This window comes from Labilibaculum sp. DW002, from assembly GCF_029029525.1.
Taxonomy (GTDB): Bacteria; Bacteroidota; Bacteroidia; order Bacteroidales; family Marinifilaceae; genus Paralabilibaculum; species Paralabilibaculum antarcticum.
In genome coordinates, this window is the sequence record NZ_JAKJSC010000006.1 from 145905 (window position 1) to 166225 (window position 20321).

At 33.8% G+C, this 20321-nt stretch carries 17 protein-coding genes and 2 tRNA genes; 11 read left to right on the top strand and 8 right to left on the bottom strand.

From position 1 onward, the window contains the following. Nucleotides 1-26: 26 nt before the first annotated feature. Both L3049_RS18085 and L3049_RS18090 read right to left on the bottom strand, forming a co-directional pair. Complete coding sequence (locus L3049_RS18085; RefSeq protein WP_275111232.1) at nucleotides 27-2234, bottom strand: peptidase domain-containing ABC transporter; 2208 nt, start codon at nucleotides 2232-2234, stop codon at nucleotides 27-29. Nucleotides 2235-2393: 159 nt separating this feature from the next. After that, entirely contained in the window at nucleotides 2394-3098 is a 705-nt protein-coding gene (locus L3049_RS18090; protein WP_275111233.1) for a Crp/Fnr family transcriptional regulator, read from the bottom strand. Nucleotides 3099-3313: 215 nt separating this feature from the next. On the opposite strand from L3049_RS18090, the gene L3049_RS18095 reads away from it, so the two are divergent. Beyond that, complete coding sequence (locus tag L3049_RS18095; protein ID WP_275111234.1) at nucleotides 3314-3733, top strand: OsmC family protein; 420 nt, start codon at nucleotides 3314-3316, stop codon at nucleotides 3731-3733. A gap of 106 nt (nucleotides 3734-3839) precedes the next feature. Here L3049_RS18095 and pheS read toward each other — a convergent pair whose 3' ends face one another. The 4 genes from pheS to L3049_RS18115 all read right to left on the bottom strand — a co-directional run bounded on the left by pheS (nucleotide 3840) and on the right by L3049_RS18115 (nucleotide 7076). Further along, entirely contained in the window at nucleotides 3840-4862 is a 1023-nt protein-coding gene (gene pheS / locus L3049_RS18100) for a phenylalanine--tRNA ligase subunit alpha (RefSeq protein WP_275111235.1), read from the bottom strand. 90 nt (nucleotides 4863-4952) lie between these two features. Further along, complete coding sequence (locus L3049_RS18105; RefSeq protein ID WP_275111236.1) at nucleotides 4953-5777, bottom strand: peptidylprolyl isomerase; 825 nt, start codon at nucleotides 5775-5777, stop codon at nucleotides 4953-4955. Nucleotides 5778-5877: 100 nt separating this feature from the next. Next, nucleotides 5878-6690, bottom strand: a complete 813-nt coding sequence (locus tag L3049_RS18110) for a peptidylprolyl isomerase (RefSeq protein ID WP_275111237.1) — start codon at nucleotides 6688-6690, stop codon at nucleotides 5878-5880. Nucleotides 6691-6725: 35 nt separating this feature from the next. Further along, entirely contained in the window at nucleotides 6726-7076 is a 351-nt protein-coding gene (locus L3049_RS18115; protein WP_275111238.1) for a hypothetical protein, read from the bottom strand. 141 nt (nucleotides 7077-7217) lie between these two features. Here L3049_RS18115 and L3049_RS18120 point away from each other — a divergent pair. The 4 genes from L3049_RS18120 (at nucleotide 7218) to L3049_RS18135 (ending at nucleotide 9032) form a co-directional block, all read left to right on the top strand. Beyond that, nucleotides 7218-7292: transfer RNA gene (locus L3049_RS18120), tRNA-Val, on the top strand. A 29-nt stretch (nucleotides 7293-7321) separates the two neighbouring features. Next, nucleotides 7322-7396, top strand: a tRNA-Val gene (locus L3049_RS18125). A 326-nt stretch (nucleotides 7397-7722) separates the two neighbouring features. Next, nucleotides 7723-8280, top strand: coding sequence for an RNA polymerase sigma factor (locus L3049_RS18130; RefSeq protein WP_275111239.1), 558 nt, complete (start codon nucleotides 7723-7725; stop codon nucleotides 8278-8280). A 2-nt stretch (nucleotides 8281-8282) separates the two neighbouring features. After that, on the top strand, nucleotides 8283-9032 hold the full coding sequence (locus L3049_RS18135) for a tetratricopeptide repeat protein (protein WP_275111240.1): 750 nt from the start codon (nucleotides 8283-8285) through the stop codon (nucleotides 9030-9032). A 365-nt stretch (nucleotides 9033-9397) separates the two neighbouring features. Here the strand turns inward: L3049_RS18135 and asnS are convergent, their stop codons facing one another. After that, nucleotides 9398-10843, bottom strand: a complete 1446-nt coding sequence (gene asnS, locus L3049_RS18140) for an asparagine--tRNA ligase (RefSeq protein WP_275111241.1) — start codon at nucleotides 10841-10843, stop codon at nucleotides 9398-9400. Nucleotides 10844-11189: 346 nt separating this feature from the next. On the opposite strand from asnS, the gene L3049_RS18145 reads away from it, so the two are divergent. Both L3049_RS18145 and L3049_RS18150 read left to right on the top strand, forming a co-directional pair. Continuing rightward, on the top strand, nucleotides 11190-12302 hold the full coding sequence (locus L3049_RS18145) for an adenylate/guanylate cyclase domain-containing protein (protein ID WP_275111242.1): 1113 nt from the start codon (nucleotides 11190-11192) through the stop codon (nucleotides 12300-12302). A 150-nt stretch (nucleotides 12303-12452) separates the two neighbouring features. Then, the gene (locus L3049_RS18150) at nucleotides 12453-14111 is read left to right on the top strand and encodes an AMP-binding protein (RefSeq protein WP_275111243.1); all 1659 of its coding nucleotides are present in this window, start codon (nucleotides 12453-12455) and stop codon (nucleotides 14109-14111) included. Between the two features lie 33 nt (nucleotides 14112-14144). Here the strand turns inward: L3049_RS18150 and L3049_RS18155 are convergent, their stop codons facing one another. Beyond that, nucleotides 14145-15050, bottom strand: coding sequence for a hypothetical protein (locus L3049_RS18155; protein ID WP_275111244.1), 906 nt, complete (start codon nucleotides 15048-15050; stop codon nucleotides 14145-14147). Between the two features lie 260 nt (nucleotides 15051-15310). Between L3049_RS18155 and L3049_RS18160 the strand changes: the two genes are divergently transcribed. Genes L3049_RS18160 through L3049_RS18175 form a run of 4 tightly spaced genes read left to right on the top strand, consistent with a single transcriptional unit; the run spans nucleotide 15311 to nucleotide 20318 of the window. Then, nucleotides 15311-15919, top strand: coding sequence for a TetR/AcrR family transcriptional regulator (locus L3049_RS18160; RefSeq protein WP_275111245.1), 609 nt, complete (start codon nucleotides 15311-15313; stop codon nucleotides 15917-15919). A gap of 5 nt (nucleotides 15920-15924) precedes the next feature. Continuing rightward, entirely contained in the window at nucleotides 15925-17271 is a 1347-nt protein-coding gene (locus L3049_RS18165) for a TolC family protein (protein WP_275111246.1), read from the top strand. A 27-nt stretch (nucleotides 17272-17298) separates the two neighbouring features. After that, nucleotides 17299-18420 carry an efflux RND transporter periplasmic adaptor subunit gene (locus L3049_RS18170; RefSeq protein WP_275111247.1) on the top strand — a complete coding sequence of 374 codons (1122 nt, stop codon included), beginning with the start codon at nucleotides 17299-17301 and terminating at the stop codon, nucleotides 18418-18420. Nucleotides 18421-18431: 11 nt separating this feature from the next. Further along, nucleotides 18432-20318 carry an efflux RND transporter permease subunit gene (locus L3049_RS18175; RefSeq protein ID WP_275111248.1) on the top strand — a complete coding sequence of 629 codons (1887 nt, stop codon included), beginning with the start codon at nucleotides 18432-18434 and terminating at the stop codon, nucleotides 20316-20318. The last annotated feature ends 3 nt before the right edge of the window (nucleotides 20319-20321 follow it).

Sequence of the window (20321 nt, forward strand, 5' to 3'; positions counted from 1 at the left end):
TTTAATTCGTAATTATTAATTCACGATTAGCTCCCAAGTTCCAATTGATTCTTAACAAGCTCATAATATTGACCTTTTATTTCAGTCAGATCTTTATGATTTCCATACTCAACAATCTTACCTTTATCTAAAACGATAATTTTATCAGCATTTCGAACTGTACTCAATCTATGTGCTACAACCACAACCGTTCTACCTTGATTAAACTCGTCCAGATTTTCCATGATCGCTTTTTCATTATTGGCATCCAGCGCATTGGTTGCCTCATCGAAGAAAAGGAATTCCGGATTTTTATAAACAGCTCGTGCAATCAGTATTCTCTGCTTTTGCCCCTGACTTAACCCGTGCCCATTAGCTCCGATCTTTGTATTATACCTAAGCGGAAGACTATCTATAAAATCATGAATGCATGCTACCTGAACGGCATATAAAAGACGTTTCTTGTCAATGATCTCATCTCCAACTGCAATATTTTTTGCTATAGTATCAGAGAAAATAAAACCATCTTGCATAACCACACCACAGTTTTGTCGCCACATAGCTGAGCTATAGTTCTGAATAGATATACCGCCTAAGTTAATTTTTCCTTTCGTTGCGGGATAAAAACCTAACATGAGCTTTATTAAAGTTGTCTTTCCAGAGCCTGAAGCACCAACAATAGCAGTTGTTTGTCCTTTAGCTACATTCAAATTGACTTCATTCAATACCATCTCAGAATGTGGTCCTTCGTATTGGAAACTTACTTTCTCGATATGGATAGACTTATCTTCAGGTAATTCGATTAGCTTTTCATCTTTTTCAATTTCTTCATCATCCATCTCGTGAATCTCACCCAAACGTTCCAATGAGATTTTAGCATCCTGCCATGAATGAATAAACTGAACCAGATTGTCAATAGGCGAATTTAATTGCCCCAGTATATACTGTACAGCCAGCATCATACCCAAAGTCATGCTACCATTAACAACAGCTTGTGCAGCTAAAAAAGTGATAACAATATTCTTGGTCTCATTAAAAAATACGGAACCCGATACTTGGTATTGATTCAATGCAAGCCCCTTAGTACGCACTTGGAAAAGTTCTGCTTGTATATTCTCCCACTCCCAGCGTTTCTGCTTTTCGCAATTATTCAGCTTAATCTCTTGCATACCTGTAATCAGTTGCACCAGAGAATTCTGATTGCTCGAAAGTTGGGCAAAACGCTTTCCATCTAATTCTCTACGTTTTTTAAGAAAGAGATTAATCCAGATAATATAGAGTGCAGATCCCAAAAGGAAAACACCGAAAATGGTCATATTATAAATAGCCAACACAACTCCGAAAATTAGAAGATTCACCATCGAGAATAGGATATTCAAAGTAGATGAAGTTAGGAAGTTCTCAATACGAGTATGATCTTGTATTCGCTGTAAAAGGTCACCAATCATTTTAATATCGAAGAAACCAATAGGTAGCTTCATCAACTTAATTAGAAAGTCGGATATCAAGGAAATATTTATGCGAGTAGAAATATGCAAAAGAATCCACGATCTTATAAACTCGACCGATATACGCGAAATGAAAAGTACCAACTGCGCAATAAGAACCAATGTAATAAAACTTAAGTTCTTGGTATTGATACCCACATCGACAACCGATTGGGTTAAAAATGGGAAGATTAGCTGTAACAAAGAACCAAACAACATTCCCAAGCCCAACTGAACAAGAAATTTTTTGTATGGTTTTAAATATTTTAATAAAAAGCCAATGTTTTTTTTGTTGGATACATCCTCGTCGCTTTGATTGTAAAAATCTGGTGTTGGTTCCAGTAACAAGCATAAACCTTTTACCTCGCCATCAACTTTAGTAGATGCCCAAGCTTTTATAAACTCCTCCTTAGTGAATTTTAATAATCCAGATGCTGGATCAGCTACATGTACGATCGTTCTTTTGTTCTTCGTCTCTATTTTATGAACCACTACAAAGTGCGCTTGATTCCAATGGCAAATAGCTGGTAGTGTAGCTTCATCTTGTAATTGCCTGTAGCTAATTCGAACACCCATAGTTTTCAAACCAATACTTTCCGCTGCATCGGCTATTCCCAACATCGAAACACCTTCTCGGGTAATGTGCGATTTATCTCGTAAAGATTGAAGACTAAAATTCTTTCCAAAATGAGAAGCAATCATGCGTAAACACGTTGGGCCACAATCCATGGCATCCAATTGGCGGAAATGGGGGAAATCTTTCTTCAAGGTAGAATCGTAGTTAGTAATTTATTATAGTCAAGCTAAAAATAGGGAAAATTGTTGGAATGGACTAAACACAGGATTTATATTAATCAATAGAATGTATTTAAATAAAAACCCCATTTGGAAAACCAGATGGGGATAAAATATTTTAAGAAGTAGCGTTTACAAAATACCGCCTACCTTTTTAAGTGCTTTACTGTTTAGAATTTTAATTTTTCGACCGTTCAATTCAATCAGTTTATCTGATTTAAATTCTGATAAGAGACGAATAACCGATTCTGTAGCTGTACCAACCATATTGGCCAATTCTTCGCGTGTTAATGCAATTTTAAGTGTGTTGTCCTCTGTTAGACCGAAAGTACTCTCTAAATGCACTAAAATCTCTGCTAAACGTTCACGAACCGTTTTTTGAGCAATATCTGTAATGTAATCGTTCGCTTCATCCAATTCTCTGCAAGTAATTTCCATTAGTTCCATCGCAAAGTCTGAATTCTCACGTATTAACTTGGTAAGTACATTACCTGGTATAAAACATACAATGGTATCTTCAATTACCTTCGCTGAAGTACAAGCACGTTCCTTACTTAATACGGATCTAAAACCAATTAAATTACCTGGTTTCGCAAATTTTATAATTTGTTCTTTCCCTTCAATTCCTGTTTTAAAAACTTTTAAAACTCCTGAGAAAAGAAAATAACATCCCTTTGCTGAATCTCCCTCAGAGTAGATCACACTTCCTCTCTTAAAGAAATGTACATCTTCGTCCCAGAACAAAAGATTCATATCCTCACGCTGAAGATGCTGAAATCGTTCGCCAAATTTCTCGGCTAATTGATTACAATTTGGAAGAATTTGATTCTGCTTCATTCACTTCAAATTAAAACTGAAACTAATACTACCATTTCAACAACTCTTTTTCAATCAGAGCTTTTATATTTTTAAAAGCTACATGAAAAGTTAGATGATTAGATGGCTTTTTTATACTTTTAATATAAATCAAAACCGAATTATATTCAGGTTTAAATATACAAATTTAAGTTTTACTTATACAAGCCTTATAGTAGACTAAAAACAACAATAATATGAAGCATAAAGTAGAAATGTCGTGGTTGGGAAATCTGGCTTACGAAACAGACATGGATGGACACAAAATGATAACCGATGCAGGAACAGAAGTTGGTGGCGAAGACAGAGGTTTTCGTCCAAAAAAACTAATGTTGACCGCTTTAGCTGGATGTACTGGTATTGATATGGCGCTTATCCTAAAAAAAATGCGTGTTGATGTGAAGGACATCAAAGTATCAGTTGAAGGTGAACTAACAGAGGAACAACCTAGCTATTACAAAAACATGCATATTGTTTTTGAATTTTTTGGAACCGATTTACCTCATAAAAAAATTGAAAGAGCCGTAAAATTATCTGAAGAAGAATATTGCGGTGTTAGTGCTTTGTACAAACAGGCAATTCCTGTTACTTCGGAGATTATTTATCATGAGGAATAGTATTTGAAGAGACGCACGGCCGTGCGTCTGTACTTTACAAAAAAATAAAAGTGCCTTTCAAAATTGAAAGGCACTCTCTATATCATATAATAATCAATCTTTTTGTTTAGAATCCTGCTGCTGTAAACTGCTCTAAGAAACGAATATCATTTTCAAAGAACAAACGAAGGTCCTTAATACCATATTTTAACATAGTAATACGCTCAATACCCATACCAAGTGCAAAGCCTGTATATTTTTTACTGTCGATACCATTTAAATCCAAAACATTTGGATCTACCATACCACAACCTAAAATTTCTAACCAACCTGTACCCTTACATACATTACAACCATCACCACCACAAAGTGAACAAGTCACATCTACCTCAGCCGAAGGCTCAGTAAACGGGAAATATGAAGGACGCAAACGAATCTCTGTTTTTTCACCAAAGAATTCTTTAGCAAAATAGCTTAGTGTTTGCTTTAAGTCAGCGAAAGAAACATTCTCATCGATATAAAGACACTCAATTTGATGGAAAATACAATGAGCACGAGCAGAAATTGCTTCATTACGAAATACACGACCTGGTGTTAAACAACGAATCGGCAATTCCATTTCTGCCATATCATGTGCCTGAACAGATGACGTATGCGTACGCAATAAGATATCCGGGTTTTTCTCGATAAAGAAAGTATCCTGCATATCACGTGCCGGATGTTCTTCCGGGAAATTTAATGCTGAGAAATTATGCCAATCATCTTCAATTTCCGGTCCTTCAGAAATAGTAAATCCTAAACGCGCAAAAATCTCAATAATTTCGTTTTTAACCAATGACAATGGGTGACGAGATCCAAGCTTAACTGAATCAGCTGGAAGACTTAAATCAAGACCAGACTTATCAAAATCAGAATTGGTAAAACTATCTTTCAATTCGTTCACCTTATCAAGTGCAGTTGTTTTCAACTGGTTTAAAAGTTGTCCAACAGCCTTCTTTTCTTCATTTGGCACATTCTTAAAATCGCCAAAAAGAGCTGCAATTGTTCCTTTTTTACTCAGGTGTTTAATTCTGAACTGCTCTACTTCCTCTAGTGTCGTTGCTGAAAATCCATTCAGCTCCTCAAGTAAATTCTTTATTTTGTCTAACATGTTCTTTATCTTTTGAAATCTAATAGGCGGCAAAGTTACAAAAAGTTTTTTCTCATTAGCCAAATGATAATAGCTAAATGCCAAAAGCTCTTAATACTTCAATATTTTTACTTTCATTTTTACATCCGTGTAAGGCCGATCGTTAGCATCTGTTTTTAGATTAGCAATTTTATCCAAAACATCGAAACCGCTAATTACTTCGCCAAAAACGGTATAATTATTATCGAGATGTGGCACGCCACCAACAGTAGTATAGGCCTTTCTTCTTGCCTCGGAAAATTCTAGTTTCTCATTGGTACTGCTGTATTCAAATTCTATCGATCCTTTAATTTGTTTTGCAATTGTCCTAAACTCATCAACCTTTTTTGCCTTTTTTAAGGAATCCAAAACAGCTCTTTTACTCTTGGTTAAATATTTCTTTACAATCTTCTTTCTCAATGGTACATTTATCTCCTTCTCCATTAAGGTCAATTCTTCGTCAGAAAAAACTCGACCGTGAGCAATGTAAAACTGAGAAACATCCGATTCTTTAAAAACATTTACCTTATCGGGCTTTCGAGGAGCAGCGATCGCACCTTTTTTATGAAAAAATCGATCGTTAAACTCTGATTCGATGGTTCGATTTGAATCGCCATAACCAATCATTTTTCCAGCGGCAGCATTTCTGGAGTCTTGAGATCCGCCTTGCGCAACAAAACCTTTTATAACTCGATAAAACAAAGTGCCATCGAAATGCTTGTTTTCAATTAATTGAAGAAAGTTCTTTCTATGCTTCGGCGTCTCTTTGTAAAGCATCAATTTAATATTGCCAAGATTGGTTTCTATTAAAATGATGGAATTTGTAGCTTGTCCAAGTCCAAACTTTACCAGAAAAAGGAATAATATTCCCAATAAGAATTTCTTACTGCTAATCATTACACAATTTTTAAAATTTTGTCTAAGATAAATAGACCGATTTTGCTAAGCAAAAAAAAAGCTTCGTTGATAACGAAGCTTTTCTAAACCAATCAAGATCCTATTTTAATAGTTTAATCTTCATTTCAATATTGTCCAAAGGTCGATCAAAATCATCTGTTTTAACACCGGCTATGGAATCGATCAAATCCATTCCTTCAACTACTTCACCAAAAACAGTGTAATTTCTGTCCAAATGTGGAATACCTCCAACAGTAGTATAGGCTTTTATCTGTTCTTCCGTCAAGCGGATTTTTGATTCTTCGAATAAAGAATCTACTTCTACTTTAATTTGCTCAATCGCTTCATTTAATTTTTCGATTTCTCCATCCATTTGGCATTTTGAAAGATATTCTGCTTTCTCCATTTGAACCGTTTTGAAAATAGAGCTTTTTAGCTTCCCATTCATTTTCATCTGCAAAGTATCCAATTCGCCCACAGTATAAACTTTCCCTTGGGCGATATAAAATTGAGATCCAGATGATTTTTTCTCAGGATTGTTTTGATCTCCTTCGCGTGCGGCAGCCAAAACCCCTCTTTTATGAAACAACTCCGGAACAAATTCTGCATGAATCTGATATCCCGGACCACCTTCACCTAAATGTTCACCTGGTTTTGCTCCTTTAGAATCCGGATCACCACCTTGAATCATAAAACCATCAATTATTCGATGAAAAAGCGTACCATCAAAAAATTCCTTATGTGCCAGTTTAATGAAATTATCACGATGCCCCGGAGTCTCATCATAAAGTTTAATTTTTATAGCGCCATATTCTGTATCAATTTGAACAATACGATTTTTTTTACCCAGTTCCAATTTTGGCTGGCAAGATATTAAGAGTAAACCAAGGCCTAGGTAAAGTAATTTGTTCATATCTATCTGTTCTAATATAATTTTGGTGAGCTAATTTAAACTTCTAAATAGTCATTCTCTTTGAAATATTCTACAATTGAAGACTTCAATAGTAATTCTTCTTTATCCTTGGAAAAGGGAGGAATCATCTTATTCTTTTTGAAAATTGGCCAGTTATCATCATCATAACCCTCCATTGAATAATAGTTCCATTTCATCAACAGACGACATGTTGCAAGATTAATAAGAGCCATTTTATCATCTTTTGAATAGGATTCTTTAAAGCCTTCTTCGCGTTCTTGAATTCCAATTAGCAACAATGTGCCATTTAAATCAGCATCAACATTAAAATCTTCAGAAATTTTATATAAAAGTTTATTCCAGTCACTTTCTAAATTATTGTCCATCTAATCAAATTTTTATGAGTCCTAAAAGTAGAGATTTTCGGCAAAAACAAAGGGCTTTCAAGATCTTTTTTTGTTTTTTTTTCGATTAGGGCTTGCGTATAAAATAATTCCCTCCTATATTTGCATCGCAATTAAGGGAAAGGGCGATTAGCTCAGTTGGTTCAGAGCACTTGGTTTACACCCAAGGGGTCATAGGTTCGAATCCTATATCGCCCACAATTGTATAACATACACACCATATTCTCGGGCGATTAGCTCAGTTGGTTCAGAGCACTTGGTTTACACCCAAGGGGTCATAGGTTCGAATCCTATATCGCCCACGAAAAGATCAGTTTTTCACTTGAAAAACTGATCTTTTTTTTTTGCCTAAAATCTGCATTCACACATCTTAATCTATCATTAATCGCAAACAATTATTATTTGGTCAAATAATTTTCACTTCTTGCAAAGCCAAATATCAAAGAAAAGTGTATATTGGATCAGTTTATGTTAAAATTTCATTTTTTACATTAAAAAAATTCTTTTTTTTAATATCATTATCAATCACTCAATCAGTCTTTTACATGATCAAGTATGTTTTTTTAAAACTTTTTTCACTTTTAGTGGGTTACCTTTTAACCATTAAAGGAATAAAGGGGTAGGAAATATGGATTACACTACGGAGGCGATACTTGAGGGGATCAGCATGAGCAACAATGATGTATTAAATTACATCTATAATAAGTTCTTCCCAAGCATTCGCAATTTTATAGAAAACAATAATGGCCAAGAAGAAGATGCAAGAGATCTTTTTCAAGAAGCGATTATCGTTATCTATCGTAAAATGAAAAAAGAACCACTGGTTCTTAATTGTAATTTTAAAACATACATCTATTCAATTTGCAGGCTTTTATGGCTAAAGCAACTTGAAAAGAGAAAGAATAGCAACGAAATTACTTCGGATGCTATTTTAGACAATAGATTGGATGAAGCAACGCAAACCTATGATCAAACAGAAAGATATAGGTTGTATCAAAAGCACTTCCAACTTCTAGGTCTTGATTGTAAAAAAGTTCTTCAGCTGTCGCTTGAAAAAACTTCCTTAAAGGAAATAGCCGAAATTATGGGCTACAAAAGCGAGAAATATGCGAAGAAGAAGAAATATCAATGTAAACAAACATTGATAGAGAGTATTAAAAATGATAATGAATTTAAAGAAGTATAATGATGGATGAAATGAATTTTGACCGTATCGAGGATTTTCTTGACGGCGATCTAAATCAAGAACAATTGAAGGAGTTTGAGCAGAATTTGCTTGATGACTCAGATCTTCAAATGGAACTAGATCTTCACCAAGAAATTGACGAAGCCATAATGGAAACAGATATTATGGATTTAAGAAGTAAGCTAGAGGCTATTGAAACACCAACCAATCCTAGCAAGAAGAGAAAGCTGAAATTTCTAACAAAATGGAATATTGCAGCAGCATCTTTAGCTTTACTTATTGGTTTGGGAAGTTTGATGTATATCTTCAATGATAAATCTTCTTACTCTAACGACCAAATATTTAGCAATTACTACAAGCCATATAATGTTGTGGTAAACACTCGTTCTGCAGATGCAACAGTTGACAACATCTTAATGAGCGCTGTTAATAGTTATGAATCGAAAGATTATCGTACAGCACTGACTTTATTCAAGCAAATATTGGATAAGGATAGTACAAACATTACGAGTAATTTTTATTCAGGAATTTCGAATATTGAAATCAATGAATATTCTAAGGCAAATAAAAACTTTACTCGGGTAATAAAGCACAAGAACAATTTATTCATTGAGCAATCTGAATGGTATCTTGGCTTCTGTTATCTCATGACAAATGAAAAAGATAAAGCTCTTAAGCAATTTCATGTAATTGCTCAAGGAAATAGTTTCTACAAGACAAAAGCTTTAGAAATTATCAATAGACTGGAATAGATTACATCATCATTCATCAAAGCATAAAAGCCATCCAATTAGATTGGGTGGCTTTTCTATGTTTTAATTGCCTAATAAAATATTATTAATAGAAATACGGCATTTAGATAAAAACATCACTAATGAAAGCGCTTAGTCGCGTTTTACGGGCTTATTTCTCACTTTTAAGGCAATTTGATCTACTTCTAGCTAAAGATCTTAAATTAGCCAATAATACGTTCATAATCCTTATTGTGCTTTGATCAGAAATAAGCATCATTCTACGAGAGTTAAAAACAAAAAAAAACCAGCGAGAATAGTCTCACTGGATCTTATATAATTCTAAAATAAAGGAGTTATTTAAAGTAGTCCCCAGTTATATTTTTTTAAAATTCAGCGTTCTTAGGTGTACGTGGGAAAGGAATCACGTCGCGAATATTACCCATACCTGTAACGAATAACATCATACGCTCAAATCCTAAACCGAAACCAGAGTGAGTAGCCGATCCAAAACGACGCGTATCAAGATACCAATCCATTTCTTCAGCAGGAACACCCATCTCTTTCATGCGAGCTGTTAGTTTATCATAATCTTCTTCACGCTGCGATCCACCAACAATTTCACCAATACCCGGGAATAGAATATCCATTGCACCAACAGTCTTTCCATCATCATTCTGTTTCATGTAGAACGATTTGATTTCTTTTGGATAATCAGTCAGGATAACTGGCTTTTCGAATTTTTTCTCAACCAAGTATCTTTCATGCTCCGACTGAAGATCTGCTCCCCAGCCATCAATCAAATATTGGAATTTCTTCTTTTTATTTGGCTTAGAGTTACGAAGAATATCAATTGCCTCAGTATAGGTTAAACGAACAAAATCGTTATCCAATACAAAACGTAACTTCTCAATTAACTCCATTGAACGCTCGTCAGCTTTTTTACCTTTTTCTTCTTCTTGCAAACGCTTGCTCAAAAATTCAAGATCTGTCATGCAGTTATCCAAAGCATATTTAATCATATACTTAAGAAACTCCTCAGCCAAATCCATATTATCTTTTAGATCGTAAAATGCCATTTCAGGCTCAATCATCCAGAATTCAGCAAGGTGACGTGTTGTGTTTGAATTCTCGGCACGGAAAGTAGGACCAAAGGTGTAAATTTCACCTAAAGCCATAGCTCCAAGTTCACCCTCTAACTGACCGGAAACTGTCAGATTTGTCTCTTTTCCGAAGAAATCTTCTTTATAGTTAATTGTTCCATCCTCGTTTAAAGGTGGATTTTTAGCATCAAGCGTTGAAACTCTAAACATTTCACCAGCACCCTCGGCATCAGAACCTGTGATAAGTGGCGTGTGCATGTAAAAGAATCCTTTTTTGTTGAAAAACTCATGCACAGCAAATGCCATGGCATGACGAATACGGAATACCGCCGAAAATGTATTGGTACGAAAACGCAAGTGAGCCTTTTCTCTTAGAAATTCTAAAGAGTGTTTCTTAGGCTGCAATGGGTATTTCTCAGGATCGGCAACACCTAAAACTTCAATTGTAGTCGCTTCAAGTTCTACGGATTGCCCGCTTCCCGCTGATTCGATTAGCTTACCTTGAACAGAAATAGCTGCTCCCGTTGTAATCTTTTTCAACAAGTCCTCATTAAAATTAGGAACATCAACAACGATCTGAATATTATTAATAGTAGAACCATCATTTAAAGCAACAAAATTAATTTGCTTATTACCACGCTTGGTTCTTACCCATCCTTTAACATTTACTTCACTGCCGTACTCCTTCGAAACCAACAGATCTTTGATCTTAATTCTTTTCTGTTCCATTTTTATTCTGACTTAATGAGATTATATAGGTTGATCTTGTAAAGCAAAACCAACCACAAGGCTACAAAAATATAAAAATGCATTCAATTATGAACTGGAAGTCAATATTATTAGAAGATTAGTCTAATTTCTTGACAAAAGAATATCCAATTCAGAATTAAATCATAAAATAAATAGCGTGTGGAATTCCCAATAATTACCTAACTTACCTATCATTAAATGATAAAAACACAAAACTACTTCATCAATATTTCACTTGTTTTTATCTACTTAATCAACTTCTTAATTTCCCTTGTAAAGTTGATTGATAAAATATCATGATCGTAATCAAATTAATTAATACTAAATGAGCTTCACATATTTTCCAACTTCCTATAAATTAAAAAGTCAAATTCTAAAAGTATTTTGGATAACTGTAGCCTGGACATTTATTTCGTTATTTCAATTTTTTAACATTTATGCTAACCTACGATCTTTAAACGTAGACATTTCACATATCGATCCAATGATCGCTTTTAAAGGAAGCATTCTAGTTGGAATTCTAGCAGGTATATTTGGTGGCAGTGGAATTGTTTTTATTTGGGAAAAATGGCTTCGTACTGAACCTTACGGATGGACCATTATAAGTATTATCCTTTCCTATTTCGTAATTTACTTAATGGTTGATATACCTACAACTTTATATGTAACCAGTAATCAATTGGATTTACCGGTATTCTCGGCTAAAATTTGGGAAATAATAATTGCAGAACATGCTAATTTTGATCAGTTGCAAAGTTTTATATTCTGGCTTATTGTAGTTATTGGAACGCACATAATTTTACTGGTAAACGACAAATATGGTCCTGGTATGTTTCGTGCTTTTTTACTCGGTAAATATTTTCATCCAAAAAGAGAAGAACGAGTTTTTATGTTCTTAGACTTACGTTCATCTACAACAATAGCAGAAAAATTAGGTGAAGAGCGATACTTTCATTTTCTAAAAGATATTTATAGAGATGCTACAAAGAGTATTTTACTAACAAAAGGAGAAATATATCAATATGTTGGTGATGAAATTGTAATTAGTTGGCCTACCTTAAAAGCAACTGAAAATGCAAATTGCCTAAATTGTTTCTTTGATATCAAAAGAAAACTAATAGACAACAACAAATACTACCAAGAAACTTATAATGTTATCCCTGAATTTAAAGCAGGATTGCATTATGGGTACGTGATGGCTGGAGAAATTGGGGTTATAAAACGCGACATTGCATTTTCGGGTGATGTTTTAAATACAACAGCTAGAATACAATCTAAATGTAATGAACTGGGTGTTGATATTCTTTTCTCTAAATACCTTCTCACCAAATTGAACCTTCCAGATCAATCCTATCAATCCAGAAACATTGGAGAAATTCACTTAAGAGGTAAAGAGCAAAAAGTTGAATTGTATACCTGTTTAAGTGAATCAATTTAAATTAGCTACTTTTTTCAAGATTAAATTTCAGCTTGCAAACGATTGATTTTATTAGACTTACTACTACTACTCCTGATTTTACTAGGTTTTAAATTATGATTTTTTGATCGAATTAGTATCTTTAATCCCTTCAACCAATTTAGTAAGTACATGATTCAAAACAAGTTAATTCGTTCCATCGAGGAAAGTATTCAAAATAACTGGGAGCATACAGCCTTTACAAACTATCAAAAAGACAGTATCACATTTAAAGGAGTAGCCGAAAAAATTCAATGGATTCACCTACTTTATGAAGAGCTTAATATTAAAAAAGGGGATAAAATTGCACTTATAGGTCGTAACCTAAACAATTGGGCAGTTACTTATTTGGCCACCATTACTTATGGTGCCACAATTGTTCCTATTCTACCTGATTTTAATTCAGGCGATATTCACCATATCATAAACCATTCGGAAGCATCTTTACTGTTTTCAACAGAAAATTTATTTAATAAAATTGATGATTCCAAAATCAAGAAATTGAAAGGAATTATTTCTTTGGGAGATTTTGAAATACTGTGTGCGTGTAATGAAAAATTAGAAAAAGCAGTTAAAAAAGCCGACGAAAAGGCAAGTAAAACTACATTAGATAAAGATCAACTTGATTACGCAGATCCAAAGAATAGTGATATTGCAGTACTTTCCTACACTTCGGGAACTTCCGGTTTTTCAAAAGGTGTGATGCTTAGCTACCGCTGTCTGTATTCCAATGTTCAAATTGGTTTCGATCATATCGATTTACGCTCGCAAGATAAGGTTGTCTCTTTTCTACCATTAGCACATGTTTTTGGTTGCATGTTCGAATTCCTTACCGAATTTTGCTGTGGTTGTCATGTGATTTTTCTATCGCGGGTTCCAACTCCTCAACTCATCACAAAAGCTTTCCAGGAAGTCAAACCTCGACTGATATGTTTGGTTCCATTAATTATGGAAAAAATTTATAAAAAACGTATTCTTCCAGCTTTAGAAAGTCGACGTGTAAAACTCATGTTGAAGGTTCCTTTGCTAGAAAAAAAGGTGTATAAGAAGATACGCAACTCACTTATAGAAACTTTTGGTGGTGAATTTATTGAGGTTATCATTGGAGGGGCAGCCCTAAGTAAAGAGGTTGAAGATTTTCTAAAGAAGATTGAATTTCCATTTACTGTTGGTTATGGCATGACCGAATGTGGCCCATTGGTTAGTTATAGTCCAAGTGGACAGTTTCGTCCTCATTCCTGTGGCCAGGTGGTAGATCGTATGCAGGTAAGAATCGATTCTAAAGACCCTTTAAATATAGTAGGCGAAATACAAGTAAAGGGTGATAATGTGATGTCGGGTTATTTCAAAAATAAAGAAGCCACAAAGGAATGTCTAAGTAAAGATGGCTGGTTGGGAACAGGTGATCTTGGAATTATTGACAAAGATGATACGATATATATTAAAGGTAGAAGTAAAAATATGCTTTTGGGCCCCTCCGGACAAAATATTTACCCGGAAGAAATTGAATCCCGTCTAAATAATCTACCTTTTATACAAGAATCCATTGTCACCGATGATAAGGACCATAAACTAATTGCTTTGCTTTATCCCGACTATGAAGTTTGCGATGCTGAAGGTTTAACTAAAAATGAAATTGAGGAAGCATTTGAAAGCGATAGAAAAATATTAAATAAAGATTTGCCGGCTTATATGAATGTGTCACGTATTATTCTTTTTCCTGAAGAATTTGAAAAAACCCCCAAGCGAAATATTAAGCGATACTTATACACGAGTTTGTATCATGAATAAACAAGGGAGCCATTCAATATGAATGGCTCTTTCTTATTTTTTAAACAATCCATTCTGTAATCTCGATTGATGCCTCAACTTAAATACTAAATCTATAACCGGCATGGTAACAAATTGAGTCCCAAAATCGGTATTTACGTATGCTAATTTGTAACCTCCCGATACTGAAAACCTCGAATCTCTATGCCAATGAATCTTCCCCTGACTTTCCATTGCCCATTCTCCATTAAAATTAATAGAGTAGTAATCGGCATTAATTGAGAAGTTAAAATTTTTGTAAGCATTCCCGGCTAATTCTAATCCCATGAAATAAAGCTTTTGACTTTTATGATACGAAGCAGTTCGATGGTATAGAAAATGATAGTCGAGTAGGGGTAATTGAGAATCTCCTGAAGAAAGAGAAAAATCGAAACCCAACCTTCCAGTAAGAATTAATTCCGGGATTTTTACAAAACAATCTTTAGGCTGTGGGTTCAATATTCGACTTACAATTAGCTCATTTCTAAAAGTAAAAATATGTGGAATCGTAGCAGATTCAGGTATTTGATCCTTAAAGCCACTGTTCCTAGCCCATTTTAATCCTAAACTTGGATAATATACAGTATGCTGCGTAGACAAAATGGTATTTTCACCCAACCATTCATGCTTAAACCCAACATTTGGAGCAAAAGGAAATAGTAATAACTGAGAATTTATTTCCGTTTTAGGATAATTCCCATACCTACTAACAGCAAGAGCACTTAAATGAATTTCTCCGTAAGGAACTACTTTAGCTCCCCGTTCAGTCCAGGCACTGTAATAATTTACCCTTTGGTCACCCGGTTGGGAATATCTTATGTTTTCCGTAGATTGAGTAGATTGCAAACTAATCTTTCCTGATTGTTGAGCTTTTATATGCCCAATGCAAAAAATTAATAGTACAGTTATAATTGCTCTCATAATGAATTTATTTATTACAAAGATATTAGATTCACAAGTGTTTATTTAACAATTTATAATATTTAATCTCCATTTACCGATAAAATCATCCCAATTACCTATTTGTAAATAGATATTGCAACTCTGAGTTATACTTTTACTAATGATTAATAGACAGATACCTTCAAGCATAATAATCTTGAAACAAATATTAATCCAAAATTGGAAACTTTTAACACTTTAAAAGTTTCTCTGGTTTATTATTGCTTTATATTTGCACTATGAGTGAGCAAAAAAATAAAATTTTAGCGGTCAGTTGGGAAATGTTTTTCCAATTTGGTGTTAAAAGTGTAACGATGGATGATATCGCTGCAAAAATGGGCATATCCAAAAAAACGCTATATCAATTTTTTCCTAATAAGAAGGAATTGATAAATCAAGCATGCGAGTGGGAAATGGCAAATCCAGAATTTTCGTTTAAATCAAATGAATTGAAAGAGCTGAATGCATTGGAGCAATATTTTGGATTTTTCAAATTTGTAAATGAAAAAATTAAGCAAAAGTGCGATTCAATGGACTACGATTTAAAAAAGTACTATCCTGAAATATGGGCTAAATTTAAAGATGAAAAAATAAAAGCCTTTCAAAATGAAATACTATTTAACTTACAAAAAGGAATTGAAGAAGGTTTTTATCGCGAAGAACTGAATATCAATTTTATTAGTAAGAACTTTGTTAGTTTTTATTTAAACCTATCAAGCACGGAGTATCAAGTATTTACTGAGGAGGAAGTATTTAATATTGATATGCATTTTGAACTTACTCGATATCATCTGCATGGGATATGTACAAATAAAGGAATAGAATATTTTAAAAATAAATTCAAATAGATACAATGAAAAACATCCTACTAACACTGATGGTAATTTTTCTTGGTTCCAGTTTCACTACAAAAGCACAAACTGATGGTCCTAAGAAATTTACTTTAGCCGAAGCACAGGAATATGCTTTGGAAAATTCATATTCGGTAAAAGGAACGGATTATGATTTGCAAATTGCTAAAAAGAAAGTCTGGGAAACAATCGCCGATGGTTTACCACAGGTTGATGCCTCTTTTGATTACAATAACAACCTAGATGTTGCCGTATCTCTTTTACCAGCCGAATTTTTTGGTGGTGAAGCTGGAAGCTACACTCCCGTAAAATTTGGTCAACAATATGGTAGTACAGCAAGCATAAGCGTGAGTCAGAAAATTTTCGATGGTTCCTATATTGTTGGAACGATGGCAGCAAAAGTTTTTGTTCAATTATCGAAAGATCAAAAAGAAAAATCTGAAATACAGATTAAAGATGATGTTGCACAAGCCTATTTTAATGTTTTGGTAGCAGAAGAAAACTTCAAAACAATAAAAGAGAACTTGTTGATCAATCAAAAACTTTTGAAAGAAACCGATGCTTACTATCAAAATGGTTTTAGAGAAGAACTAGATGTTGACCAGATTCGTTTGAATTTAAACCAAACTAAAAACAAATTAGCTGATGCCAAAAGAGCTATCCACACGTCTTTCACCATTCTTAAATTTTCTATAGGAATGGACATCGATGAAAATATTCAATTAGCGGAAAATCTTAAGGAACTTGTTGATCCGATACGTTCGGAAGAACCAGTTATAGGGGATTATCAATCGATAAACCATATTGACTACCGCATTATTGACACCCAATTAAAAGCTCAAAATTTGGTTCTTAAAAATGAAAAAGCAGGTTATTTACCAACTATTTCAGCTTTTTATAACTATGGTAAAAATACAAGTACCGATTATTCAAATGTATTTAAATCATCGGTTCCATGGTTTAAATCATCGGTAGTAGGTTTGCAGGTAAAAATGCCAATATTCTCGGCAGGTAAAAGAAGGTCTAAGGTAAATCAGGAAAAACTAAATTATAGAAGTTTGGAAAATACAAAACTCATGACTGAGCAGAATCTTAAAAAGGATTTGACCTTGTCTTTCTCAAATTTATTAAGTGCACAAGAAAAATATGAAAATGATGTTGTTGCTGTAGAAATTGCAAAACGAATTTACGATAAAACGCTTATCAAGTTTAATGAAGGTATTTCAACAAGTACCGAATTATCTGAGAACGAGCAACAATATCTAGACTCACATTCAGCATATATTAATTCAACATTTAATCTGCTTTATTCAAAAATAGCCTTTAAAAAGGCCTTGGGTAAATTATAATACTAACATCCTACAAAAATATATACAATGAAAAAGATACTAATTGCCTGCATAATTCCATTACTCTTTGCTTGTTCAGCAAAAGAATCGGAGAAAGACGTAAATAAGGCAGAACAGCTGAAGAATTACAAAACGGAACTTTCTGCTTTAAAAGCAAAAATATCCGATTTAGAATTAGAAATTCGCAATACAAATCAAGACGAAGAGAAAATAAATGTGGTAGTTAAGAAATTGACCACATCTAAATTTGAGCACTATATTCAAATTACAGGTAATGTTGAAGCAGATAAAAACATTACGATAACTCCTGAAACTGGAGGTAATATTATTTCTATTAATGTAGTTGAAGGGCAAAAAGTAAATAAAGGAGATATTTTAGGAACACTAAATACTTCGCAGATTCAACAACAGATTGATGAAATAAAAACGAATCTTGAATTGAGCTCGATCCTCTTCGAAAGACAAGAACGTTTATGGAATCAGAAAATTGGTTCTGAAGTTGAATATTTAGAAGCAAAAGCGAAAAAAGAAGCGCTTGAAAATAATCTAGCAGCACTAAATGCTCAAAAAGAAATGGCTATCATCACAGCACCTTTTAGTGGTATTGTAGATGAAATTCATCAGAAAAAAGGTGAGATGGCTGGTCCTTCTACCCCATTAGCTCAATTGGTCAATATCAATCGTGTTTATGTTGAAGGTGATGTTTCTGAAACTTTTTTAAATGCAATTAAGGCAGGTGGTAATGCACAATTAGATTTTCCAGCAATTAACTTTCAAACAAAGGCAAAAATTAATCGCACAAGTAATGTGATCAATCCGGCTAACAGAAGCTTTAAGATTAGAATTAACCTTAACAATGCGAATCATATGATCAAGCCGAACCTAATTTCGGTAATGAAAATTAAAGATTATGAGGTTTTAGATGCTATGGTAGTGCCTTCTATCATCATTAAAAAAGATTTTAAGGGTAACTATTTATACATTGCTAAAAAGGAAAATGGAAAAATGCTTGCTGAAAAAGTATATGTTGATGTTTCTAAAACTTACAACAACCTTTCTATGATTGAATCAGGGCTGACTTTAGGTGATTTAATTATTACAGAAGGTTTTTCACAAGTCGTAAACGGAGCTTTAATTAGCACCAAATAATTTTGTTAAAAATGGATGAAATTAAAGATACAAAACCTGCTGGTAATGAAATTACTCGGCAGTTTAAGCCGACTTTCGCAGCCTTAAAGAATAAGAATTCCATATTTATTCTGACTGCACTTTTATGTTTGTACGGCTTATTTTCATACGTCGGTATGCCAAGGGAATTATTCCCGGAAGTTGTTATTCCTAATATTTCAATTTCTACACCTTACCCAGGTAACTCACCTGTCGATATAGAAAATCTGGTAACAAGACCTATCGAAAAAGAGTTGAAATCTTTAAAGAATGTCAAGAAGTTATCTTCTGCTTCATACGAAGATATGAGTTTAATTATTGTCGAGTTCGAAACTGATATCGAGGTTAAACAAGCACTACAAGACACAAAAGATAAGGTTGATAAAGCATTAAGCGAATTACCTGATGATTTGCCCAATGATCCTATTGTTGAGGATATTGATATGGCCGATTTTCCTATTCTTAATGTGAATTTATCAGGTGACTATGGTTTGAATGATTTGAAGCATTTTGCCGAAGAATTACAAGATAAGTTTGAATCACTAAGTGAAGTTTCCGAAGCAGATATTAAAGGTATCGATGAACGTGAGATTAAAATCAACGCTGATCTTCATAAGATGGAAGCCAATGGTATTGCTTTTAAAGATATAGAAACAGCAATTGCTGACGAAAATGTCACCATGAGTGCTGGTACTTTAATTACCGACAAAACCAGAAGAAGTATTCGTACATCTGCTGATTACACATCAATGGAACAAATCGAAAATACCATTGTAAAAGTAACAAACAATAAGGTTGTTTATCTTAAAGATGTAGCTGAAGTTGAAGATGGATATGAAGAACTTTCTTCTATTTCCCGATTAAATAATAACCCGGTTGTATCTCTTTCATTAAGTAAAAAATCAGGAGAAAACCTTCTTGCAGCTACCGATCAGATTTATAAAATTATTGATGAGCTTAAAGAAAGTGGATTTTTACCAGAGGGATTAACCGTAACAGTTACCAACGATACTTCGGAAGATGTTCGTGGTATGATTAGCGACTTGGAGAATTCTATTATCATGGGTATGATCCTGGTTATTCTTATTCTATACTTATTTATGGGATTAAGAAATGCCTTATTTTCAGGTTTAGCTATTCCAATGTCGATGTTTATTTCCTTCATCGTACTTAATCAAATGGGTTATACCATTAATCAGATGATTCTGTTCTCTCTGATTCTTGCTTTGGGTATGTTGGTAGATAATGCCATTGTCGTCGTCGAGAATGTTTATCGACTCCACGAAGAAGGTTATTCGCCTCTTGAAGCAACTAAAAAAGGTGTAAGTGAGATTGCAGGACCGATTATTTCATCAACAGCAACAACTGTAGCAGCCTTTTTCCCTCTTCTTATGTGGGGTGGAATCATGGGTGAGTTCATGAAATATTTACCAATTACCCTGATTATTGTATTAACATCATCACTTTTTGTTGCCTTAATTCTAAATCCAGTATTTACAGCAACTTTTGTTAAGATTGATGATGTGTCTAAAAAAATGGATGCAAAGAAATTTGGGATTATTTCAGGAGCTTTTTTAATCGCCTCTATTCCATTTTATGCCTTTAAAATTTCAGGAGGTTTAGATACCTTTTTAATGGCAAATCTATTGGCATGCCTTGGTTTACTAATACTTTTAAACTTATTGGTACTAAAACCATTTGCGCGCTGGTTTCAACTAACATTTTTGGTTGTATTAGAAAATTCATACGAAAAGACCCTAAGATATGCTCTTAAAGGAATTAGACCATTAGTGTTTTTCCTTGCAACCTTCTTATTAATGATTGGTTCAATAATGTTTTATTTTGGAGGAAATCCATCAGTTGTTTTCTTTCCCGGATAACGA